This window comes from Enterococcus avium ATCC 14025 (assembly GCF_000406965.1).
Classification (GTDB): domain Bacteria; phylum Bacillota; class Bacilli; order Lactobacillales; family Enterococcaceae; genus Enterococcus_A; species Enterococcus_A avium.
The window spans coordinates 112,469-136,598 of the sequence record NZ_KE136363.1 but is presented as its reverse complement, the minus strand read 5'-3'; the positions used below and the strand labels follow the sequence as shown (position 1 = coordinate 136,598).

Annotated in this window: 24 protein-coding genes and 1 riboswitch; of the genes, 3 read left to right on the top strand and 21 right to left on the bottom strand. The window is 38.8% G+C overall.

Annotated elements, in window-relative coordinates; all coding sequences use genetic code 11:
- Positions 1-124: 124 nt before the first annotated feature.
- From OMU_RS10815 to OMU_RS10780, 8 genes are all read right to left on the bottom strand, one after another.
- Complete coding sequence (locus OMU_RS10815; protein WP_016179950.1) at positions 125-874, bottom strand: hypothetical protein; 750 nt, start codon at positions 872-874, stop codon at positions 125-127.
- A 174-nt stretch (positions 875-1,048) separates the two neighbouring features.
- On the bottom strand, positions 1,049-1,324 hold the full coding sequence (locus tag OMU_RS10810) for an HU family DNA-binding protein (protein WP_010744623.1): 276 nt from the start codon (positions 1,322-1,324) through the stop codon (positions 1,049-1,051).
- Between the two features lie 230 nt (positions 1,325-1,554).
- Positions 1,555-2,865, bottom strand: coding sequence for a ribosome biogenesis GTPase Der (gene der, locus OMU_RS10805; protein WP_016179949.1), 1,311 nt, complete (start codon positions 2,863-2,865; stop codon positions 1,555-1,557).
- Positions 2,866-3,101: 236 nt separating this feature from the next.
- On the bottom strand, positions 3,102-4,322 hold the full coding sequence (gene rpsA / locus OMU_RS10800; RefSeq protein ID WP_016179948.1) for a 30S ribosomal protein S1: 1,221 nt from the start codon (positions 4,320-4,322) through the stop codon (positions 3,102-3,104).
- 146 nt (positions 4,323-4,468) lie between these two features.
- Positions 4,469-5,140 carry a (d)CMP kinase gene (gene cmk, locus OMU_RS10795; RefSeq protein WP_016179947.1) on the bottom strand — a complete coding sequence of 224 codons (672 nt, stop codon included), beginning with the start codon at positions 5,138-5,140 and terminating at the stop codon, positions 4,469-4,471.
- A 61-nt stretch (positions 5,141-5,201) separates the two neighbouring features.
- Positions 5,202-5,855 (bottom strand): LysM peptidoglycan-binding domain-containing protein, encoded by a 654-nt coding sequence (locus tag OMU_RS10790; RefSeq protein WP_016179946.1) that lies wholly within the window; start codon positions 5,853-5,855, stop codon positions 5,202-5,204.
- Between the two features lie 68 nt (positions 5,856-5,923).
- Positions 5,924-7,318 carry a RecQ family ATP-dependent DNA helicase gene (locus OMU_RS10785; protein ID WP_016179945.1) on the bottom strand — a complete coding sequence of 465 codons (1,395 nt, stop codon included), beginning with the start codon at positions 7,316-7,318 and terminating at the stop codon, positions 5,924-5,926.
- A complete protein-coding gene (locus OMU_RS10780) occupies positions 7,309-8,295 on the bottom strand; it encodes a YpbB family protein (RefSeq protein ID WP_016179944.1) in 987 nt (328 codons plus the stop codon). Before OMU_RS10780 ends, OMU_RS10785 begins: the two co-directional genes overlap by 10 nt.
- 28 nt (positions 8,296-8,323) lie before the next feature.
- Here OMU_RS10780 and OMU_RS10775 point away from each other — a divergent pair, with 28 nt between their 5' ends.
- Positions 8,324-8,533, top strand: coding sequence for a ferredoxin (locus OMU_RS10775; protein WP_016179943.1), 210 nt, complete (start codon positions 8,324-8,326; stop codon positions 8,531-8,533).
- Positions 8,534-8,614: 81 nt separating this feature from the next.
- Here the strand turns inward: OMU_RS10775 and OMU_RS10770 are convergent, their stop codons facing one another.
- The 12 genes from OMU_RS10770 to OMU_RS10715 form a co-directional block, all read right to left on the bottom strand.
- On the bottom strand, positions 8,615-9,208 hold the full coding sequence (locus OMU_RS10770; protein ID WP_016179942.1) for an ECF transporter S component: 594 nt from the start codon (positions 9,206-9,208) through the stop codon (positions 8,615-8,617).
- Between the two features lie 121 nt (positions 9,209-9,329).
- Positions 9,330-9,448, bottom strand: a riboswitch (FMN riboswitch).
- A gap of 68 nt (positions 9,449-9,516) precedes the next feature.
- Complete coding sequence (locus OMU_RS10765; protein ID WP_016179941.1) at positions 9,517-10,233, bottom strand: pseudouridine synthase; 717 nt, start codon at positions 10,231-10,233, stop codon at positions 9,517-9,519.
- On the bottom strand, positions 10,234-10,815 hold the full coding sequence (gene scpB, locus OMU_RS10760; RefSeq protein WP_016179940.1) for an SMC-Scp complex subunit ScpB: 582 nt from the start codon (positions 10,813-10,815) through the stop codon (positions 10,234-10,236).
- Positions 10,812-11,558 carry a segregation/condensation protein A gene (locus OMU_RS10755; RefSeq protein ID WP_016179939.1) on the bottom strand — a complete coding sequence of 249 codons (747 nt, stop codon included), beginning with the start codon at positions 11,556-11,558 and terminating at the stop codon, positions 10,812-10,814. The genes scpB and OMU_RS10755 overlap by 4 nt, the downstream gene beginning before the upstream one ends.
- Before the next feature lies 1 nt (position 11,559).
- Complete coding sequence (locus tag OMU_RS10750; RefSeq protein ID WP_016179938.1) at positions 11,560-11,925, bottom strand: GNAT family N-acetyltransferase; 366 nt, start codon at positions 11,923-11,925, stop codon at positions 11,560-11,562.
- A gap of 14 nt (positions 11,926-11,939) precedes the next feature.
- Positions 11,940-12,830, bottom strand: coding sequence for a site-specific tyrosine recombinase XerD (gene xerD, locus OMU_RS10745; RefSeq protein WP_016179937.1), 891 nt, complete (start codon positions 12,828-12,830; stop codon positions 11,940-11,942).
- 113 nt (positions 12,831-12,943) lie between these two features.
- The gene (fur, locus tag OMU_RS10740) at positions 12,944-13,399 is read right to left on the bottom strand and encodes a ferric iron uptake transcriptional regulator (protein WP_016179936.1); all 456 of its coding nucleotides are present in this window, start codon (positions 13,397-13,399) and stop codon (positions 12,944-12,946) included.
- 113 nt (positions 13,400-13,512) lie between these two features.
- On the bottom strand, positions 13,513-14,370 hold the full coding sequence (locus OMU_RS10735) for a CvfB family protein (protein WP_016179935.1): 858 nt from the start codon (positions 14,368-14,370) through the stop codon (positions 13,513-13,515).
- A gap of 135 nt (positions 14,371-14,505) precedes the next feature.
- Positions 14,506-16,215 carry a cell division site-positioning protein MapZ family protein gene (locus OMU_RS10730; RefSeq protein WP_016179934.1) on the bottom strand — a complete coding sequence of 570 codons (1,710 nt, stop codon included), beginning with the start codon at positions 16,213-16,215 and terminating at the stop codon, positions 14,506-14,508.
- A gap of 197 nt (positions 16,216-16,412) precedes the next feature.
- Positions 16,413-17,522, bottom strand: a complete 1,110-nt coding sequence (gene rpoD, locus OMU_RS10725) for an RNA polymerase sigma factor RpoD (RefSeq protein WP_016179933.1) — start codon at positions 17,520-17,522, stop codon at positions 16,413-16,415.
- A 22-nt stretch (positions 17,523-17,544) separates the two neighbouring features.
- A complete protein-coding gene (gene dnaG / locus OMU_RS10720; RefSeq protein ID WP_016179932.1) occupies positions 17,545-19,365 on the bottom strand; it encodes a DNA primase in 1,821 nt (606 codons plus the stop codon).
- 150 nt (positions 19,366-19,515) lie between these two features.
- Positions 19,516-20,151: a lysozyme family protein gene (locus OMU_RS10715; protein ID WP_016179931.1), complete on the bottom strand. Its 636-nt coding sequence runs from the start codon at positions 20,149-20,151 to the stop codon at positions 19,516-19,518.
- A gap of 183 nt (positions 20,152-20,334) precedes the next feature.
- Between OMU_RS10715 and OMU_RS10710 the strand changes: the two genes are divergently transcribed.
- On the top strand, positions 20,335-21,057 hold the full coding sequence (locus OMU_RS10710; protein ID WP_016179930.1) for an alpha/beta fold hydrolase: 723 nt from the start codon (positions 20,335-20,337) through the stop codon (positions 21,055-21,057).
- 4 nt (positions 21,058-21,061) lie between these two features.
- Positions 21,062-23,641, top strand: coding sequence for a bifunctional lysylphosphatidylglycerol flippase/synthetase MprF (gene mprF, locus OMU_RS10705; RefSeq protein ID WP_016179929.1), 2,580 nt, complete (start codon positions 21,062-21,064; stop codon positions 23,639-23,641).
- Positions 23,642-23,780: 139 nt separating this feature from the next.
- Here the strand turns inward: mprF and OMU_RS10700 are convergent.
- Positions 23,781-24,130 (bottom strand): ISL3 family transposase (locus OMU_RS10700; RefSeq protein ID WP_016179928.1); only part of this gene is annotated, 350 nt, incomplete at its 5' end.

Genomic DNA, 24,130 nt, shown 5'->3' with positions numbered 1-24,130 from the left:
CAAAAAAACCTCCCGCAACAAATCTGCGAAAGGCTGATAGTTATTTCTAGGATATTCCTCAAAATCTTTCAAGTTTCTATATTTTTGAATAGATTGAAAACTCACTACACATAAATTATATGACTTATTGATTTTGTGGTGTTTGCTGTTGGTCCTGGACTGGCGTTTCTTGATTCGAAGGGTTTTGTTCTCCATTTGATTGATTTGATTGAACGCCTTGATTTCCTTGCGGCGTTTGCTGTTGATTTTGTTCTTGCTGCGGGATCTGTTGTTGCTGATTGTTTTGACCCTGCTGCGGTGTTTGTTGCTGATAATAATTCTGTCCTTGTTGTGGTGTCTGTTGATACGGTTGTTGATTTGCCCGCTCTTCCACCTGAGACAATTCCTCAAAGGTGAGCACACCATCGTTATTTAAATCTGATGGCGAATAACCCTCCTTAATTACCCGTTCACCATTTGACAAGATACGCAGGACCGTTACCTGTTCTCCCCAAGGTGTAGTCAATACCTGTCCAATACTCGACGTATCAACTGTTGATGATTCAGCAGTTGTTTCTGTTGACACACCTGTAGAATCATTTAAACTTATTTCCCGCTTTGGAATAACTTCATCATCGGAGGACCCGTAGAAATATAATCCAACCATCACACCGATGAGTATTAGTGGAACTGATATTAATAATATGATAAAGTTGCGCCGCTTCCTCTTTTTATCTTCTCTTTCTATTTGTGCTTCTGCCTCCAAAAAAGCTTGTCGCCACTTAGGATCATTTTGTCTTTGTGCAAGAAATTCATATGAATGCCAAGAATCATTTTTTGGTACATAGTACAATTTCTCCTTCGACATCGCTTCACCCACCTTCTTCTTTTTCATTAAATCCTCTTTATTATTCTATCGTAAGCAAAGCCTTTCGTAAAATGAAAAATAAGTTAAAAATTGAGTGAAATAACGATTCTTCGCGGAAATAAGATTCAAATAATCTTAGTTCTATTTTTAGAGAAAAAAACCGTTGCGACTTTAGAGTCACAACGGTTTCAGCAGCAAAAATTATTTAACTGCATCTTTTAGCGCTTTACCTGGTTTGAATGCAGGTACTTTGCTTGCTGGAATTTCGATTTCTTCACCAGTTTGTGGGTTACGTCCTTTGCGGGCCGCACGTTCACGTACTTCAAAGTTACCAAAGCCGATCAACTGAACTTTTTCACCTTCAGCTAATGCGTCTTGGATAGTTGAAAATACAGCATCGACAGCAGCTGTAGCGTCTTTCTTAGTTAAGTCAGTAGCTGCTGCAACTTTTTCGATCAATTCTGCTTTGTTTGCCATGAATGAATTCACCTCCTGAGAAATGAGTATTGATGTTAAAAACATCAACTGATAAACTGAGTGGTCCAGTCATCAGTAAAGAAATATTGATTTGGTCAATATTCTGTTATAACGATAGCATAAGAACCTTATGTTAGCAAGGTTTTTAGCGATTAATGGCATAAAATTCATGGTTGTTTTATCATTCAGTGAAATCTGTTGTCAGCAAAATAAAAGTATGATAAAATACCTTATTTTCTTCTGCGGGCGATTATTTTTATCGGTGTTCCTTCAAATTCAAAAGCTTTTCGAATTTGATTCTCTAAAAAGCGCGCATATGAAAAATGCATCAGTTCTTCTTCATTCACAAATACAACAAAAGTTGGTGGCTTTACCGCAACCTGAGTAGCATAAAAAATCTTCAAACGTTTGCCTTTATCTGTTGGTGTCGGATTGATCGCTACCGCATCCATGATGATATCATTCAAGACAGATGAAGGAATTCGTAAGTTTTGATTCATGCTGACTTCTTCAATCATCATCGGAATCTTGTTCAATCGTTGCTTCGTTATAGCAGACACAAAGACGATTGGTGCATAATCTAAGTAGGCAAACTCATCACGAATCTCTTCCTCAAATTCTTTCATGGTATTGGTATCTTTTTTTACCAAATCCCATTTATTAACGACAATAATCACTCCACGGCCCGCTTCATGGGCATATCCAGCAATTCGCTTATCTTGCTCCCGAATGCCTTCTTCTCCATTTAAAACGACGAGAACGACATCTGAGCGATCGATGGCACGCATTGCACGCATCACAGAATATTTCTCAGTGTTTTCGTAAACTTTCCCACGTTTTCTCATTCCGGCAGTATCAATCATCGTAAACTCTTGGCCATTTTCACCAACAAATTTTGTATCAATCGCGTCACGAGTCGTTCCTTCAATATCAGAAACAATGACACGATCTTCACCTAAAATAGCGTTAATCAAAGAAGATTTACCAACATTTGGACGGCCGATCAAACTAAATTTGATTGACTGGTCTTCATCCTCTTCATTATCTGCTGGGAAATGTTTGACTGCTTCATCCAGTACATCTCCCAAGCCGAGCCCATGGCTTCCTGATACAGGGTACGGTTCGCCTAAACCCAGTGAATAAAATTCGTAGATATCGTTTCGCATTTCAGGATTATCGACCTTATTAACCATCAAGATAATCGGTTTTTTACTACGATACAAGATTTTAGCAACAGCTTCGTCGGCATCAGTGACGCCTTCTTTTCCGCTCGCAACAAGTAAAATGACATCCGCTTCATCGATAGCGATCTGTGCCTGTTGTTTAATCTGCTCCATAAATGGTTCATCACCAATATCAATTCCGCCGGTGTCAATAATTGAAAATTCGTGGTCTAGCCACTCGCCTTTTGCATAGATCCGGTCGCGTGTAACACCTGGAGTATCTTCAACGATCGAAATGCGCTCTCCAGCGATCCGATTAAACAATGTTGATTTACCGACATTTGGACGACCAACAATTGCAATTGTAGGATTTGACATAATTTAACTCCTCGTTTCTATTAATTACTTTTCTACTAGAAAAAAATCATCTGAGAGATACAGCAGATACCCGACATTCTAAAAATGCCGGTGCTTTTTCCAAATTCTCTTTAGTTTAACTAAGAAAACTCCTTCTTGCAAGAGAAGGAGCCATTTTCATTAAAATATAAGGTATTCATTTATGCTGAAAACGGACCAGACAAAAAAGACGTGCTAAAGCACGTCTTGAATGATTTCTATTCTTGTTCTTCTGAATCTTCATTTAAAGCATCGCCTAAAATATCACCCATTGTGAAACCAGTATTTTCTTCTGGCAACTCATATGAGTCTTCTTCCACCGGCTCTGGTTTTGCTTCTTCTGGTTTCTCTTCTAATGCTTTAATTGAAAGAGCCACACGATGGTCCTCAGGATGTACTTCTAAAACTTTCACCTGTACTTGGTCGCCTTCATGCAACACTTCGTGAGGAGTTGCAATATGTTTGTGAGAGATCTGAGAGATATGCACTAAGCCCTCAACACCTGGGAAAATTTCAACAAATGCACCAAAACTGGTCAAACGTTTCACAGTTCCTTCAAGTACAGAACCTGGAGCCGCTTTTTCTTCAATATCTGTCCAAGGTCCAGGCAGATTCGCTTTGATAGATAATGAAATCCGTTCTTTTTCTGGATCAACAGAAAGGACTTGAACTTCTACTTCATCACCAACGCTTAATACATCAGCAGGTTTTGCCACATGACTGTGAGAAATCTCTGACACATGAACCAATCCGTCGATGCCACCAAGATCAATGAACGCGCCAAAGTCTGTCAAACGAGCAACTTGTCCTTTGATAACTTGACCTTCATACAAGTCTGCTAAGATTTCCTTTTTCTTCTCAGCTTTCTCCGCTTCAACAACTGCTTTATGAGATAGAATCAAACGATTCTCAGAAGGTTCGATTTCAATAATTTTAAATTTCAATGTTTTTCCAGTATATACCGAAAAATCATCTACAAAATGGTCATCAATCATTGAAGCAGGTACAAATCCGCGCACTCCTACATCAACTACCAAACCACCTTTAACGCTGCTGGTTACTGGTGCTTCGATGATTTTTCCATCTTGGAATTCTTTCTCAATATCTTCCCAAACTTTCTTCGCGTCTAGGCGGCGTTTAGAAAGGAGATAACTTCCATTTTCTTTGTCTTTTCCAATAGAAGAGATAACGACTAAATCAAGAATATCGCCAACCTTGACTTCTTCATTGATATCTTCAACAGGTAAAGTTGAAAGCTCTTTAGCAGGAACAACACCTTCTACTCCCGCACCTTCAATACCAACGATAACTTGTTTATCTTCTAAGGCAAGCACCTCGCCTTTAACAATATCGCCAACTTGAACTTCATTCACACTTTCCATTGCTGCTTCCATGGAAACATTCTCGTTATCCATCGAATTTTGTTCTAAATCTGTCATGTCGTTTGTCCTCCTTACCAACAATTCTGCGTAAACTGCACTACATATCCTATTTTAGATGAATCCACATGAAAAATAAAGCGATTTCTTCTTTTTTTCTAAAAAATTGAAAGAAATTCGCTTTATTTATCGTTTTTATCCAAAATTTAGAAACCTTTTGACTGGATTACCTCTTTAATCTTCGTTACTACCTGTTCAATCGACATTCCAGTCGTATCGACCAATTCAGCATCTTCTGCCTGAATAAGAGGCGAAACTTCCCGATGCGAATCCAAATAATCTCGCTTAGCAATGGCCTCTTTAATCGCTTCAAAATCCATCTCTATTCCTTTTTCTTGATTTTCCTTATATCGACGTTGTGCTCGTTCGTCAACACTTGCGACTAGAAAAATTTTCACTTCTGCTTGCGGCAGTACGGTTGTACCAATATCACGACCATCCATGACAACACCGCCGACTTGAGCTAGCTTTCTTTGCGCTTCGACTAATTCTTCACGAACTTTTCCATGAGCGGATACCTCAGAAACAGCCCCCGTCACGTCCGGCTGTCTAATTGCCTGTGTGATCTCTTCATCATCAGCGAAGACAAGTTGTCCATGAGCAGATTGCTTGAAGGTGATTGGATACTTTTTTGTTAATTCGGCTAAACCATCTTCATCTGAAAATGCAATATTGTGTTTGATTGCTAAAAAAGTTATAGCTCGGTACATCGCACCCGTATCCACATAAATAAAATGAAAGTCACTCGCTAAAATTTTTGCTACGGTGCTTTTACCAGACGATGCGGGACCGTCGATTGCAATTGAAATTTTTTCCATGTTTCTGCCTCTTTTCAATAAATAAGCCGTAATCGCTAGCGATTACGGCAAAGTATTCAAATTATTTAATACGCACTTGTTGACCTGGATCAAAATAGAAATTGCTTCTATCCATCCCATTCAGTCTTAAAAATTCATCGACACTCAAGCCATAGCGTCCAGCAATTTGTTGTGGACCTTCACCTGCTTGAACTGTACCGTATTGTGCGTTTGCATCATTCGTTGTACTTGAAGATGGTGTTGTTTGTTGCGCTGCGGCTGCAGAACGTGATGCTTCTGCTTGCGCTTGTGCCTCTGCGGCTGCCTGAGATTCAGCTGCAGCTTGTTGCTGTGCTTGCTGATCAGCGGCTTGTTGCTGCTCTTGTTGATTTGCTTCTGAATCAGTTGAAGATGTGCTTTCTTCTGTACTACTTTCTTCGGTGCTTGACTTTTCTGTTGAAGAAACCTTTGATACCTGAGTCGTACTTTCAGGAGAGGCTGCTGGCTTGTCGTTATCACGAGTAATCCAGAAAAAGGCACCAGCTGGAATCAAAATAAGGGCTAATAATAATGCGACTAGAATCGTCAAGAATTTCGTATTTCCGCCACCTTTGTTTCCACCACCACTACGACGAGACTGGCTGCGTGAATAGGTTTCTTCTTCACTATCAGATTCGTAAATATGTTGATCCCACGGTTCGTTGTTCGTATCGTTATAGCGATCTTTTCTACTCAATTTCTCTAACCTCCTAAATGCTATCGCCATGTATTATACCATAGCTCTTGAAAATGTGGCGTCAATTTTCAATCTTTCTCATCATTTTTAAAAATTTTTTGAATAATTTTTTCCCAAGAAAGGTGGGCCTCACTGTTTAACTGTTTCACTGGTTTCGCCTTCAATAAAGCACCATCATTATCGCAGCAATTATGATTTTCCCCAGCGGATGTTTCACCAAAATAAGCGATCAAAAAAGCTCGACGACATTCCTTTGTCGAAATATAATCCAACATTTTTTGTAGTTGAATTTTTTTAGTCTTACCTCGTTGGCTTAATAAATCCATTAAGCGAGAGCTTTCGTTGGGGAAAAATTGCTCCCATTTTTTTATTAACGGATCTTCAAAGACCAAATCAGTCATTCGTTGCTTGATCTCAAATAATTTTTTGGATTGATCGGTTTGCTCCTGAAGAAAATGATGAATATACTCATCACCTGCTTCATATAACAAAATTGCTTGACTTGGCTGACCATCTCTACCGGCACGACCAACCTCTTGTAAATAGTTCTCTGGCGAATCTGGCAAATCATAATGAATTACAAAGCGAATATTTTCTTTGTTAATCCCCATACCAAATGCATTCGTTGCAATCAAAATCCGTAAATCGTCTGCTAAAAATTGCTGCTGAAGCATTCGTCGTTCTTGACCGCTTAAACCACCATGATAATAGGCAATCGCGTGCTGGTGTTTAAACGTTTGATACAGTTCTTCAACTTTTTTTCGAGTAGCACAATAAATAATACCGGAACCCTCTAAGGTCGTTATCAGTTCTTGTAGCTTTTCCAATTTAGTCTCTTGGTAGACAAAGTAACTGATATTAGGACGGTCAACAGAAAAAATAAATTCCTTTGCTTGATTTTCTCTAAACAATAGCCTTTGAATATCCATTCGAACTGCCGGTGTAGCCGTTGCTGTCAATGCCAAAACTAAAGGGCCGCCAATGAATTTAGTACCATCGGCTATTTTCAGATATTCTGGTCGAAAATCGATTCCCCACTGAGAGATACAATGAGCTTCATCCACCACGATCAACGCTAATCTGGCAGCCTGTAAAGCCTTTTGGACCTCGCTACTCAAAAACATTTCTGGACTCATGAAAATAAATTTATAATGGTGAATTTCACTTAAAATCCATTGCTTCTCCCAAGAAGAAAGCAAGCTATTGAGCGCTACAGCTCTTTTTTCGCCAAGTCGCTGCAACTGAGCTACTTGGTCCTCCATTAAAGAAATAAGCGGTGAAATAATGATTACTGTCCCATCTATTAAATAACCAGGCAGTTGATAACACAATGATTTGCCAGTTCCTGTCGGCAACATTCCTAACACTGATTCTCCATTTAGGATCGTCTCAATAATTTCCTGCTGGCCAGGTCTGAACTGATCATGATGAAATTTTTCTCTTAATAATTGTGTTAAGTCCATTGTTTTTCCCTCAAATAATAAATTTGTGACAAACGAAAATTTAAATACGGTATGTCATACTCTTGGTATCGTTGATCTAGTACCTCTTCACTGCTTAACTGGTTAAATTCAAGCAGCTCGAAACGTTCAAAGGGAAATGCTTTCTCTAGCAAAGCCCATTCAATAAAATGATCATTAATCGTACCTTGCTTTAAATGTCGAAGTCGTAAAATTTCAGCTTCTGTTTTACCAGCTAGAAAGTATTCTCTGGTTTTCAACATACTTTTATTAAGATTCTGCTGATCCAACGCTGATAATAATCTAGCCAGCTCTCCTTTTTTAACCTGAGCCAAAAAAAGATCAATTGCATGCTGTCGAAAAAGTTGATCCCATGGAGTATTTTGATATTTTTCAGGTAATAATTGAAAGGCTGTCTTCCCTTGAAAATCATAGCCAGAAAACTGATTAGCTAAAAAATCAGCTTCTTTAGAAGGCAATTGTTGAAAAATCGTCAGTAATTCTTGCTGGAAGTGTTTGACTAAATTTGGCCCAGAACCCACCAACCATTTTTTGATCTGCTGTAAATAGAAAGGTCGATTTTCAATTGGTATGTATTCTTTTTTACCATAAGATAAATGACTAATGACCTGCACCGCAAATAGAAGCAGTTGCCAAGAATTCTCCCGTGTGCGACCATAACGTAAATTATCCAATCCATTAAGATCATACTTTCTTTCAGCTAATTGCCTCTTGCCTCGAGAGGTCAGCATCCCAAAGCCTTTATCGATGATAATCCAATCAGCAGCAACTAATTTCTTAAGTTCTCTCTGAAAGTCAGCATCCTGTAAATTTGGCAGCGCTCCTAAATAAATTAAATTATGATAAAAAAAACCGTGCAGCAAGACAGAACTTGTTCGCTTTCCGACCAATAAATGATACAAAGTCGAGGTTCTTATCTTGTAGCCAGATTGAAATAACGTTAGAATAAAAAAAGTCATAGTAAAATCTCCTGTGGAAGGTGAAAAAATGAAATGCGAAATCATTCCTGAGCGCTGTATCGCTTGCGGGTTATGCCAAACGATCGCTCCAGAAATATTTGATTATACTGACGCCGGTCTCGTCCTATTTGTTGGAGAGCCTGAAGCCAATCACGAGTTTATCCCTGAAGATCAACAAGCGGCGGTTATTCAGTCAGCCAAACGATGCCCGTCTCATGCTATCTTATATCAAAATTAATGATAACATACTTTAAAAAAAGTACACGAAAACAAGCAAATTTCAAAAAAATCTCAGACAATTTTGTCTGAGATTTTTTACTTATACTGAATGATGTTGCGAGGTCATCGTCTTTTTCGATAACCACGGTAATAACTTGGCGTGTAAGACTAAGAAAACACCGCTGACAGATATACCTTTAAGAATATTGAATGGAACAATCCCTACTAAAATATAGCGTCCTAATCCCATTCCTAGCATTTGTCCGGCTGAAAGTCCAAATGCCTTCAAATAAAGCGGCGTAATCACAAAGTAATTTGCAATACTCATAAAAATCGTCATCGCCAAGATACCTAATCCTAAACCTAAAATCCGTTTCGAAGTTGTTCTTTTTCTAAACATTAGAAAAATCGGTAAGGTATATAAAGTTGAGGCGAAGAAACTAGCAAAGTCTCCAATTAAATTATCGATCGAAAAACCGGTCATTGTCAAATGCAGCAATGAACGAATAAAAGCTGTTGCAATCCCCGTTAATGGTCCAAAGATAAACATATTAATCAACACTGGAATATCGCTAAAGTCTAACTTTAGAAAAGGAAACATAGGGAGAATGGGAAATGCGATAAGTTGTAAAATTAATCCCATTGCTGCTGCCACTGCCACTGCCGTCATTTTTTGTAACCGTAAGTTCTTCATATGAAATCCTCCGTTTCGGAATCATCTTCAACGAACCATTTGAGCCAGACCTTGACACAAAAAAACTCTATGCTTCAGAAAAAAGCATAGAGTTACTTGAATACAATCTCACTCAAATAAGCTCTATCTTCTTTATCCAGACTGTACTGTCGGTATCGGAATCTCACCGATTCGGCTGCTTGCGCAGTTCGCGGACTATCACCGCCGGTCGGGATTTTCACCCTGCCCCTGAAGACGAACCATAAATTATTTTTTTATTGTGAATTAACTATAACAAGTTTACTTTCAAAAAACAAGTAAATGATTTTCTATTTTGACTGATTCAACAACGTATTGATTTCTTTTGTATTTAAACGACGATACTCTCCAGGACGCAATCCCTGTAAAGTTAAATCACCATAACGTTCTCGCTTTAATTTCTGAACCGGCAAACCAACTGCTGCTAACATGTTTTTGACTTGGTGGTTTCGGCCTTCGTGGATCGTTAATTCAACGATACTTGTTTCGGCTTTTTTATCTGCTGAAAGGATTTCAAAACGAGCCGGTGCTGTTTTCTTTCCCTCAATGCGGATACCTTTGGTCAATGGTAAAAGAGCTCTTTTCTCTGCGTATCCTTTTACTTTAGCTACATACACCTTGTCGATTTGGTGCTTTGGATGAGCTAATCGTTGTGAAAAGTCACCATCATTCGTAAGAATTAAAATACCCGACGTATCATAATCCAAACGTCCCACAGGATAAATTCTTTCTGGAACAGCTGCAAAATAGTCTGTCACAACTTTTCGGTTTTTATCATCACTAACGGCTGAGATTACACCGCGAGGCTTATAAAATAAATAATACACGGGCTCCTCTTGATAGATTGGTACACCATCAACTTCGACAATATCTTTCTTACCTACTTTTGTTCCAAGCTCCTTTATAACCTCACCATTTACTTTAACCCGACCGCCAGTAATATACTCTTCAGCTTTGCGACGCGATGCAATTCCTGCGTGGGCGATAACCTTTTGTAATCTTTCCATTTATTGTCCATCCTCTTCTTTAAAGCGATCATAAAATAAATCTAATGGTTCATCCTCATCAGCTAGATCTGCTTCCATCTTTTGTACATCCGGCAGTTCTTCCATATCTTTTAATCCAAAATAGTCCATGAAATAAGCGCTGGTTCCATATAAAATTGCACGACCCGGACCATCAACACGCCCTTTTTCTTCGATCAGCTGTCGTGCTACTAATGTTTGAACTGCTCCGCTTGATTGTACCCCGCGCAGTTCATCAATTTCTGATCGTGTCACTGGCTGTTTGTAAGCAATGATCGAGAGTGTTTCAAGAGCTGCTTGACTTAAACGGTTAGCCATTGGAGAACGTGCAAACTCTTTTAACAAAGGAGCAAACTCCTTTTTCGTGCTTAAAACAAAGTGATTTCCAACCTCTAACAAAGTTAATGCGGAAGCAGCATTCGTTTCATATGATTCCTTCAGATCTATAATGTTTTGATAGATTTCTGGAGTGGGGCGTTTTAAAGTAAAGGCCAGTTCTTCTAAACTAATCCCTTCTTCACCTACCACAAAAAGCATCGCTTCAATCTGGCTTAATTGATTCATACAATGACTCCTTTAAAAATCAAAATTGGTGCGTATGTTTCTTCCTGAGTTGCAGTAGCTTGACCTTTTTTCATCAATTCCAACAACGCCATAAAAGTTGTGATCATTTCATCCTTGGTATACTGCACAAAAAAAGACTCTAGTGGTAAGCCTTCATTCTCAGATAATTTTTCTAATCGACGACCAATCTCATTCACTTTTTGGTCAACCGTAATCGTCTCGGCGGTTACAGTTGTTTCGATTGTCTGATTTCTTTTCTTTCGTTGTAAAACATCATGCAAGGCTAAAAAGAGATCGATGGTATTCAATTGATTTTTCGGTAAAGGTAAGATTTCTTCCTCATATTCGGAAAGATCCATGGGGGCTTTTGTATAAAACAAGCTACGCTCTTCTTCCTTTTCCGACAATACCGAAGCAGCATACTTATATTTTCGGTATTCTAAAAGTTGCTGAACTAGAGCGTCTCGTGGATCTTCTCCTTCTTCGTCATCATACTCAAATGCCACCTCAGGCTTAGGCAAAAGCATCTGACTTTTGATTGACATTAAGGTTGCGGCCATAACCAAATATTCACCGGCCACTTCTAATTCCAATGTCTTCATGGCGTGGATAAAATTCATATATTGTTCTGTAACTGCTGCTATCGGAATATCATAAATATCAATTTCCAATTGCTGAATCAAGTGCAGTAATAAATCCAATGGCCCTTCAAAAACATCTAATTTTAAACTGATTGTCTCCATTTTATCCTCGCTTATGTTTCTGCCACTTCGCTAAGAAAGCAGATGTTGCTGGTGTTCCAATTATTGTTTGATCTGGATACAGCGCTTGTAGTTCTTCCATCATTTTTAGGCTCACACCTTCTCCTCGATAAGAAGGATTTAAGCTGATGTCATGCAAAACAATTTCTTGGTCTTCAAGCTGGCTGACTCCCACGACGCCTTGAACATTATCTGAATGTTCATCGTAATAGCAATAAAGCTGATAACGATCATTATCTTCATAGGTATCAATTTCTTTTAGCAAGTGCTGATGGTCCTTCAAACTTTCATGGAAACTTAAAAGGCCCATTGCGATTTTTCGTTGATTTTTTCGATAGTGACTAAGCATTTTCTTTCCTCCTATCAGGCCCGTGGAAAAAATTCTTTGTAGACTTCGGTCATTCTTCGTTTAGTAATATGGGTATAAATTTGAGTCGTAGAAATATCAGCATGGCCCAAAAGTTCCTGAACAGTTCGCAAATCCGCCCCGTTTTCTAACAAATGCGTCGCAAAGCTATGGCGCAGTGTATGAGGAGTGACATCCTTCATGATCTCGGCCTTGATTACATATTGTTTCAGATTTTTCCATATCCCTTGACGGCTCATCCCGTGTCCGTGGTTATTAACGAATAGAAACATTACGTTTGGTGTTTTCTTGGTTAACAAAGGACGCACTTCGGTTAAATAACGTTCCAGCCAATGAATTGCATAATCACCAAGAGGAACAATGCGTTCTTTATCGCCCTTCCCAACAGTTTGCAATAAACCCATCTCTAAATGGATATCTCCAAGCTTCAAACCAATCAGTTCGCTAACTCGTAGCCCCGTCGCATACATTACTTCTAAGATTGCACGATCACGGATTCCTAAGTCTGTCGTCGTATCCGGAGCGGCTATCAAACGTTCCACTTCTGCTAATGAAAGCGTCTGAGGTAATTTTTGAGCTTTTTTCGGACTATCTATATGTTGCATCGGATCATGATCCGTGTAACGCTCTTGACGTAAAAACTGATGAAACCGACGCAAGCTGGAAATCATTCGCGTGATCGTAGTTGATGCTTTCCCAGCTTCAGTTAAATTTGCCAAAAAAGCCACAACTATATAACGATCAACAGCCTGCCATTCGGTGACCCCTTGTTCACTCAAAAAGGACAAATACTGGTGAAGGTCTCTTTGATAACTGACACGAGTATTTTCTGAAAGACCACGTTCAATCGTTAAAAAATGCAAATATTCCGTTATTTGTTCATCCATGTTCTCACCACTTTCGCTTTATCATAACAAAAAGTCCCTTGAAATGATAGCACGTATCTTTGCAAGGGACTATATAAATTAATTATAACTTAATCCGTTTTTCTCAAGAAGCCTTACGCTTCTTTTTTTTCTTGACAGCTTTGACAAATGCCGTGAAAAGTTAAACGATGATCCTTCACTAAAAAGTGATATCGTGATTCTACTACACGTTCTACTTCGCCTAAAAGGTCTTCTTCAATCTCTTCAATATTTCCGCATTCAAGACACAATAAATGATGATGAAAATGCTCTGCTCCTTCTTTACGAAGATCATAACGAGCTAAACCATCATCAAAGCTGATTTTGTTGACGATTTGCAATTCAGTCAAAATTTCTAATGTACGATAAACCGTTGCTAAGCCGATTTCAGGACTTTTTTTCTTTACTAAAAAGTATATCTCCTCGGCTGATAAATGATCTTTTTCATTTTCCAATAATACGAGAACAGTTGCTTCGCGCTGAGGTGTCAACTTGAATCCCGAATCGTGGAGCTGCTTTTTGGTCTTTTGTAAGGCTAGGATTGCGTTCAAGAGAACCCTCCTTCATCTATTTTAGAATAATTCTAAACTAACAGTTAAGTAATTGCTGCTTTTCTTAGAATTATTATAGTTTATCACCTTTATTTATGCAAGGACATTCTCAATTAGCTTTTCAAACGAATTTGACCTTCGCTTTGTTCGATCAATTTTTCTTTCAGTAAGTGACCAATTGCCCGTTTAAACTGGCCTTTACTGATTCCAAACGCCTCTTTGATTTCTTCTGGCGCAGACTTATCCCAATAAGGTAATGAGTGGTCTGGATTTCTTTGCAGCATAGTCAAAATCATCGCAGCATCATCATTGATCATTTCATAGCTGCGTGGTTTCAAAGACATATTCAAAACACCATCTGGACGAACACCGATGACACGAGCTTCAACGACTTCTCCTAGGCGTGGTTCCTGATAACGTTCTGAGGGATGAACAAAACCAATATAAAAATCATCCGTAATTAAATATGAACCAGCAACTTTCAAGCGATAAATCGTTCCTTTTTTATTCTCATTCTGCATCTCAGCAGTACCTGAACGGCTTAATGAATGAAAAATCGCTTCATCTGCTAAAACACCCCACATCCGGTCCTTTTCATCAACACGTAAACTGATCATCAAACGATCACCTTTTTTAGGCCATAATTCTTTCATACTCGGCATTTCATCTAAAGAAACAACCATATCTTTGTCAGGTAATCCAATATTAACAAACGCACCTAAATCTCTGCGAACGTCTGTCACTTCTCCAAAAGCATAATGTCCAATCCGAACTTGGGGGATTATTGTGGTAAAAATCGCCTCTTTCTTTTGATTCACATACCCAAAACCTTCAACTGATTCTCCGATTTTATAAGAGGTATCCTCAGTCTTCAAAAAACGGAACGTTACCCCATTTTTTTGTACTAAATACATCATGTCATTTTCATCAATGATCAAGCCTGTAAAAACTTGACCTAATAATTCATTCATACCTGCTGCTCCTTTTGATTTTACTACATCTAATTTTCTACACACCATTTAAAACTAACTATCTCCCCTATTTTACCACAGCTCATGACTAAGGCTGGAAAGAAAACTTTCTTCCCAGCCTCTATTTTTTTTATTTTAGTTTGGCCCGTTTCCTTTGAACCATCCAGTTTTACAGTTGATCGTTACTAGGTACATTGGCAAGTCGCTATCCGAGTAGCCTTTTGTCAATGAAGCACGATTAGAAGTGGCGTATAAATTATAATACCCTTCTCCATTTTCAACTTTCACTGGTTCTAAGCTATATCCGCCTTCCACGATATATCCACGGGAAATACATGTTTGTATAACCTTCTCCCTGACGCCTGGCGCCCAAGCGTATGCATCACTACTTGTATCTCCTGCCTGACTAGTATCAGAAGAAGTTCTATCTCGGGCTTCTTGAGCTGCCTTTTCTTGTTCTGCTTTTTCTTGAGCGGCTTTTTCTGCTGCTGCTTTCTCTTCAGCAGCTTTTTTCTCTTTATCCTTCAACGTTTGATCAACCTTCGTTAATTCATCCTTTTGAGTCTGCACTAGCTCTTGATTAGCTACCGCTTTCACTGCATCGTTAGCCTTATTGTACTGATCACGATTGACAGAATCAATTACGTTGCCGTCCTTTAACAAACTATCAGCCGCTTTTTTCGCTGCTTCAAACTTGGTATATTGATCCTTTGCATTCGTGATGGCTTGACTCATTAAAGTATCAAACTCTTTATCTCCTGTATTAACAGTAAGATTCACAGGTTCGGCTGTTTTCAATAATGGTTTGTCTGCTAGTTTGTTCCCATTGATCGCAGGGCTTGTGAATAGCTGATTTACAGATTGCTCAGCCTTTTGCTTATTCGATAACTCATCGTACTCTTTTTTCAATTCATCGTATCGTTTGTGATCTTTATACTTGGATAATTCTTCATCAATTTTACCCGTGTTAAGATTCACTTTGTCGGCAACGAGAAATGTGTGTTGATCGTCCGTGTAATAACTATCAATACTTTCCTCAATCGTGTCAAGGACTTTATTTTCTTTTTTAACGGTTGCAATCCGCTGCGCTTCAACTTCCTTCTCGTGTTGATAGTAATAAGCGCCACCAATACCTAACACGGCAATTGCCGCAAGTGTGATATAAACCTTTTTGCGGCCTTTCTTGGGTTTTTCTTCTGAAGACTGTTGATCTCCTGGCGGAATAGCTCCATTATTTGATTCTGAATCAAGTGGTGTTTCTTCTATCTCTTCAGAAGCGGATTCTGTGTTTTCTTCGTCATAAGGAACTGCAGGATCTAACAGATATGCTTCCTTCGATTCATTCTCTGCTTCAATTGCATTTTCAGCCGTTTCTTCTATTGGTTCGTCCATTTCACTCTTTTGTTCTTCTGCAATTTCTTCATAGTCAGTCTCTGGAGCTTTGTCATTTGTTACTTCTTTCGTCTCTGCAATCTTATTTTCATCGATATTAACAGAATCTGTCTCATCGACTTCCTCTGATTTATTTTCAGTTTCACTATTTTCGGGTTTGTCCTGGCCTTCTTTATGCTCACGAATATACTGCGCTAATATCGGATTCATTTCAGGAGTTTCTTCCGTTGATTCTTTAGAGTTTTCTTCTTTCATTTTATCCTCGTTATCCTTAAACATTTTTTGCACAGATTCAATTGGCATATCTGCTAGATCAGACCATTCGATCGTATCATTTTTATCATTGATTTCTTTGGTATTTTCTTGATCATTTAACTGTAGTGAAAAGCCACACTTCGGACAAGTTGTGCATCCTTCGACTGGTTCATAACCACAGTTAGGGCATTTTTGCAATGAAATCGGCTCCTTTTTTTCAATCATATGCTTTAATCTATCATATGTTTAGGGATGTTCCAAGCAATTTTCGAACGAATTAATCAAAAATAATAAATTCCGTATGCTTTTTGGAAATTGCACAATCATGCAGTTTAGCTGTATTTTTGCCATAAAAAAGCTCCTCAAGGAAATCCTCGAGGAGCTTAAATGTTTTTTTATTCTAAAAAGTCTTTCAATTGCTTAGAACGTGATGGATGGCGTAATTTACGCAAAGCCTTCGCTTCAATCTGACGAATCCGTTCACGGGTAACACCAAATACACGGCCAACTTCTTCTAATGTACGTGTTCTGCCATCATCTAAACCAAAACGTAGACGTAAGACATTTTCTTCACGGTCAGTCAATGTATCCAAGACATCTTCTAGTTGTTCCTTCAACATCTCTGAAGCCGCATGTTCAGCTGGACTTGTCGCTTCTTGGTCTTCAATGAAATCACCTAAATGTGAATCATCTTCCTCACCAATCGGCGTCTCCAATGAAACTGGCTCTTGAGCGATCTTCAAAATCTCACGAACTTTTTCAGTAGGCAGATCCATTTCAGCCCCAATTTCTTCCGGTGTTGGTTCCCGGCCTAGATCTTGTAGTAATTGACGTTGTACACGAATTAACTTATTAATCGTTTCTACCATATGAACCGGAATACGAATCGTACGCGCTTGGTCAGCAATCGCACGAGTAATTGCTTGTCGAATCCACCATGTTGCATAGGTCGAGAACTTGAAACCTTTACGGTAATCAAATTTTTCAACGGCCTTCATCAAGCCCATATTTCCTTCTTGGATCAAATCTAAGAATTGCATTCCACGTCCAACATACCGCTTCGCAATACTTACAACTAAACGCAAGTTCGCTTCAGCTAAGCGTTGTTTTGCTTCTTGATCCCCTTGTTCGATCAATAATGCAAGCTCAACTTCTTCTTCGGCAGTCAACAATGAAACGCGTCCGATTTCTTTTAAATACATACGAACTGGGTCATTAATCTTAACGCCAGTTGGGGCCGATAAATCTTCTTTTTGTGCGGCTTTTGCAGTTTCTTCATTTTGTTTCAAGCTAGCCTTAGAAGGTTCACCATTTTCATCAACGACACTAACACCAGCATCTTCGACTTTTTGGATTAATTCATCCATTGCTTCTGCACCTAATTCATAAGGTGTCGCCAAACGATTGGTTAATTCATCGTAGACCACCTGTCCTAAAGGTTTTTTCTCCTTAATGAAGGCTGCTAAAGCTTTTTCGTACTCTTTTTTGTTTTTTACATCTGCCATAAAATAAATGCCCCTTTCACTTCTAGGCTTGTTTCAAGCGTTTTGTCAATTCGATAATTTGCACGGTTAATTCTAATTCCCGCTGCTGGTTTCCACTTTTTCTGGCCTCAAGCTGCTCTTCTTGTCGTTGTTTGATTTCCTCAGCAATACCAGATTGGGAAATTACCCGCATCAGATCATAGATTTCTCGTTCGTTACTATCTTCTGACATGGATATCATAGAGATGTCGATGACTAGCTGCTTCATCTCCTCCTCTTTTAAATAGTTCAGGAAGTCTGCTAAAATAAAATTTCCATGAACCATCATATAACTATCTAAGTAAAGAAGCAATTCTTGATACTGATCGTGGATAAATTGAAATTCCATCTGGACTAATTGTTCACGGATCGAACTTTCATTCATGCACCGATACAGTAACATTCGTTCGGCTTTTTCTTCTTTGGTCAATACTCTTTTGACCGATTGAGTCGGTGCCGTAGAAACCGGAGCTTGCTGCTGACGTCGCTCAGTACGGATTGTTTGGCGAACCATTTGCAATTGTTGCTTCAAACTTTCTCGCGTCAAATGAAACTCATTGGCTAATTGACCCAAATACAAATCTTGTTCTACTGGAGATTGGACTTTTGCCAAATCTTGCATTAAGACTTCCAAGTAGTTCAAACGATCCGCTTCATTATCCAGATTCAACCCTTTCTTCCGATAATGCATCTTAAAAGCAAAAGGAGTCTGGCGACCATGCTGCAACAAATTCTGCAACTCAGTCTCACCGTATTTTCGCAAGTATTCATCTGGATCAAGTTTTTCCGGCACAGTAACAGTGGACAGATTCAATCGACTATGTGCATCTAAAATTGTTAATGCACGTTCCGTCGCCGCTTGTCCAGGATCATCACCATCATAGGCGATTACCACTTGACCAGTCACACGCTCAATTGTCGCAATTTGTTGCTCCGTTAAACTTGTACCCATGGAAGCTAGTCCAATTTTGATACCGGCCTGCCAAGCAGCTAATACGTCCATGAAACCTTCAAATAGTATTGCTTCCCCCTGTTTACGAATTTCGTTTCGGGCTTTGTCAAAATTGAACAATACCTGCCGTTTATTGAATAGCTCCGTCTCAGGAGAATTCAGATACTTCGGCTGATCTTCTCCAGGAAAATCCTTTGTTTTCAACAAACGTCCAGAAAATCCGATCGGTTTCCCACGAAAATCATTCAGAGGAAACATCACTCGCTGATAAAAACGATCGCTAAAGCTACCGTCATCTCTACGAATAAATAATCCGCTGCGTTCCATCAAATCAGCATTCACCTTGTCTTGTTGTGTCACTTGAACTAAGAAATCCCGTTGACTAGGTGCAAAACCGATCTTAAATTCATTGATCAAATCATCACTTAAACCGCGCTCATGAAGATACTCTAACGCTTCTTCACCAACCTTCGTATTCATTAGCAGATGATGATACAAGTCTCCCGTTCGTTCATGCAACGCAATTAATTGTTGCTGCCCTGTTGACGTTTGGTTCACAGGCTCACTAGAAATCTCAATACCTAAAGGAATTTGTTCCATGTCGGCAACTTTTTTTACAGCTTCAGGAAAACTGATTCCTTCTAGCTCTTGTAAAAAAGTATAAACATTGCCGCCCTTACCGCATCCAAAACAATGAAAAATCTGCTTGTCTTCAGCAACCGAAAATGATGGAGTCTTTTCTTCGTGAAATGGACAAAGTCCCAAATAATTTTTGCCGGATTTTTTTAATTGAACATATTGCCCAATCACTTCAACAATATTTGTTTTCTCACGAACCTCATCAATCACTTGTTGGGGAATTCTTTGCGCCAAAAAAACCTCACCCCAGTTCCCAAAAATATGATAACAGCCGTAAAAAATCGCCCCAATTCATCTCTCGATCAGCGCGATTTTTTTAGACAAACTTATACGTCTATCATTTTAGCATATTTCTTTATTATTACAAGCTTTCCGCTCATTATTTTAACTATCTTGAAACCTTTGAAACATCGTAATGAAACGCTTATTCATTTGCACGATTTCAGCATAAAACATGTTTCCACCGTTTTGATACAGATACCCGCCATTGTATAACACAGATTGCAATTGCATATAACGATAAGTGTGCTGCTGATCATTGCCATAGCCTGGGGATAAAACGTCTCGCGAGTATTCTTCAGCAAGCTCCACACTATTTTTACCACCGTGCTCTTGCACATATTGAATATATTTTGTTCCAAAGTTATACGCTTGAATTGCAGTGTCGAGGTCGCATCCAGCAGCCTTCGCCTGCTTATAGCTTTCCGCAAAATGCTTAACGCCACTTTCGATACTCTCTTGTTGACTAATAATCTTTCCACGACTTCCATAAGCACTTTCGGAGCTTTGCATCAGGTCCGTCCCCTGACCCTTTGATTCAGTATACATGATTCCTAAAATAACGTCCGTATAATCTCCTACCCCTGCTTGATCCGCCAAAACTTGCACATCGTTGCGATAGCCGTTGACAGTATTTGTATTTTTATATATTCGAATTGCAAAAAATCCACCGACCACAAGGACCGTGAGAATTGCAACTATAATAATTATTTTCAAAAGTTTTCCAATTATCTTTAACATGAAATCTACCCATCTGTCTTCTTTTTTCTCTTTCCATACTACAAGAGTCAATCAATCTTTTAAAAGTAAAATATGATAGCTTTATATTTAATTAATCATTCTAAAGTTTTCATTTTATTCCATGATTAAATTAATGTGCAATACTTAAAAAAATCGGTATACTTAACACTGGTAGGTGATGTTGTGAAAAATGAAAAAAAAATCGCTCAAATGAGCGATGGTTCAGAAATTTATTACGAAAAATACGGAAAAGGGCCAGCGCTCTTTTTGCTTCACGGTAACGGCGGAAGCGGTCGATACTTTTCAAAACAATTAAACAGTTTCAGCAAACATTTCAACGTTTATGTTGTTGACAGCCGCGGACATGGTCGTTCAACTAATACGCAAAAGGAAACAAGTTTTCACTTAATGGCAGAAGATCTCGCAACCATTATGAAACAAGAAGGACTTAATCATGCCGATCTCTTGGGCTTTAGTGATGGTGCAAATTTGGCAATGGTTTTTGCGCGACTTTTTCCTGAAAAAGTGGATCATCTGGTTTTGAATGCTGGAAATACGGTTCCTAGTGGTGTTCGAACGCTTTATCATCTCTTGAGTTATGTACAATACGCGATCGTTTGGATCGGGGCGTTTGTAGATACAGGTATGCGAAATTTCTTACCCATTCTGCGTCTGCTTTTCCGCGATATCGGGTTGACAACTGAGGACTTGAACCAGATACAGGCTCCTACTTTGGTTATCGTGGGTAAACATGATTCAATTAAAACGCAACATTCAATGTATATTGCTCGTTCGATTCCAAACGCGAGTTTTGCAATCGTTTCAGGACAAGGACATATGTTCGCGCGTAGAAATCCAAAGCGTTTCAATCAAGAAGTCCTTCAATTTTTAATTGGTGAGGAGTGATTCGATGGAAAATCTTATCGGATGGATAAAAACACATTTAAGTAAATTTAAAACAATCTTTTTGATTTCAGTTATTATTATTGTCTTGTTCGAGTTATCCAATATTGCAAAAACAATTTCCTTTGATCAGCTTTCAACTATTTTTAGCGAAATCAGCATCTGGAATATTTTGCTAATGGCACTAATCGGATTAGTTTCTGTGGTCCCAATGATCGGCTACGATTTTACCTTAAATAACATCTTAGAACAGAGACCAAAGAAGTTATACATCTTTGAAACAAGCTGGTTGGTTAATACCCTAAACAATATTGCTGGCTTTGGTGGCTTCGTTAGTGCGGGATTACGCTCTGAATTTTATGGCAAACAAACATCTGGGAAAAAAGTTATTCAAGCATTATCAAAAATTTTAGTCTTTACAATGTCAGGACTTTCAATTTATGCACTGCTTTCTTTTTTCTTAGTTATGTTCGACGACCACAATCAATATCTACGACAATACTGGATTTGGTTAATTGGTGGTGGCCTCTATTTTCCAATTGTCTTTTGTTTAAGTCTTTTCGGTAAAGGAGAATATCTGGGCGACCTGAAAAGTTCACATCGTTTGGAATTGATCGCGACCTCCTTTCTCGAGTGGACGGGGACGTTAGTCAGTTTCATTTCAATTGGTTTGTTGATGGGTATCCATGTGAGTATTCGCGATGTTGTTCCGTTATTTATTGCTGCGACAGTAATCGGAATTGCTTCGATGATACCAGGTGAACTCGGCAGTTTTGATCTGATGATGATTATCGGTCTTTCAGCTCTGGGAACTCCTCGCGAAACAGTTGTCGCGTGGCTTTTATTATTTCGACTTTTCTATTACCTGATTCCCTTTGCTATCGGCCTGATTTTCTTCTTCAAGAATCTTGGTACAACGATTAATGCACGTTATAAAGGAATTCCAATTAGTCTATTAAAAGAATTGGCACACAAGTTCGAGGTTATTCTACTTTATTTTACGGGAATTATGCTGGTTTTATCAGCAACAATTCCTGAAGCATTTATCCGGTTGCCTTTCTTGCAACGGCTGAATCCTATTCATTCCCGTGTAATTGTAGTCTTTCCAGCTATTCTTTTAGGCTTTTTATTGATTGTTTCCGGTCGTGGAACCTCTGCACGAGTGAAGAGAGCTTATATTCCTACGATCATCATTGTAACCTTAACTTTTCTATACTCATTGTTAGCAGGATTTCGTTTCTCAACCGGAATATTCCTTGCGCTATTGTTGCTTTTTGTTATTTTTTCAAAGAATGAGTTATTTAGAGAACAACTAGTTTATTCTGCTGAATGGATGACGATTGATGGGATAATTATGGGCAGTTTAGCAATTCTATACATTATTATCGGTGTTTACAATAGTCCAAACATTCATCATCGTCATCGTTTGCCAGAATTTTTCTTGTTTCCAAGCGAAAGAATTTGGTTCGTTGGTTTTATCGCTATCCTGATAGTTGCTTTCATTATCCTATTATTAATCCGCTTTTTGAAAAATAAACGAATTCAAATTGGAGAAGCCTTAGATGAGTCTCGTATCCAACACATTTTATCAACATATGGCGGTAATCCTGACAGTCAATTGGTTTTTTTAAAGGATAAAAAGGTCTTTTACTACAACAACGGTGATGAAGACACAGTTTTCTTCCAATTATCGACCTTCAATAATAAAATTTTAGTAATGGGCGATCCTTCGGGGAAAGCAAGTGACTTCGAGGCTGCTACAGAAGCACTGATTAATGAAGTTGATCGCTACAATTATTTACCGGTTTTTTATGAAAATAGCGAAGAGATGGTCATGATTCTTCACGAGTTCGGCTATGATTTTATCAAATTCGGTGAAAGAGCCCATGTTCACCTGCCTGACTTTACGTTAAGCGGAAAGAAAATGAAAGGTCAGCGCTCTAGCTTCAACAAGGTTCTTAAGGAAGGGTATCAATTTGACGTGATCACACCACCCTTCTCGTCTGAAACCATTTATGCTTTAAAAACTGTCTCAGATGAATGGTTGGGAGGTCGCAAAGAAAAAGGCTTTTCCTTAGGTTTTTTCTCAGAAGATTATTTGCAACGAGCGCCAATCGCGGTGATTAGAAATAGCGATGAAAAGATTGTTGCTTTCGCAAATTTCATGCCTACTTATACCAACAGCATCGGCACGATCGACTTGATGCGCCACAGTCCAGAAGAGGCACCAAGCGGTACGATGGACTTTCTTTTCATCAACCTGTTCCAATATATGCGAGATGAAATGGGCATTGAATACTTCGACCTAGGCATGGCACCGTTAGCAAATGTTGGAACCTCCCGCAAAAGCTTCACCCAGGAACGAATTGCCTATTTAGTTTATAATTTCGGTTCCCGCTTTTATTCCTTTGGTGGGCTAAAGGAATACAAAGATAAATATGCCAATGAATGGCTACCTAAATACGTACTCTATTCCCGTGATAGTTGGATTGGTTATGTCATGATCGCCCTTTTGATTACAGATAACGCTCCAGTTCAAGCTGAAAAAAAGTATCATGGATTCCGTCGATTCATCTTTAGAGATTAGTTGTTTTCATATTAGTGATTATTTTGTAAATAAATATTCGCTTTTAAAAAACGGGCTCTTCGTCAAATCGTGTTGGTGAAGACAAATTTGAATAAAACTTAGTCCGATATGCGGCGCGTTCTGTGCGCCGCATATTTTTTTAGTTTTCAAAGATCAGACCTTGTTGTAAATAGATCCGTGCCCGAAAGTTATAAAAGTTGCGATAACCAAACGCAATTCGTTTAATCAGCTTGATCTTGTTATTCAGCCCCTCCGTGACACCGTTTGAGTGGGACACTTTAAAGGCATTTGAAATGCCCGATTGGTAGCGATGGAAGATCGTGAATTTCTTTTTAAACGACTGAGGTAACGTAGATGAAATTGTTTTAAGGGTTTCTTGAAAGCCTTCCGTATCTCGTTTAACGAAATAATAGCGTAATAATTGACAAAAATGATACGCTGTTCGCAATTCTTCGTTGTAGCTTAACAGTTCATCGACGATTTCTGTTT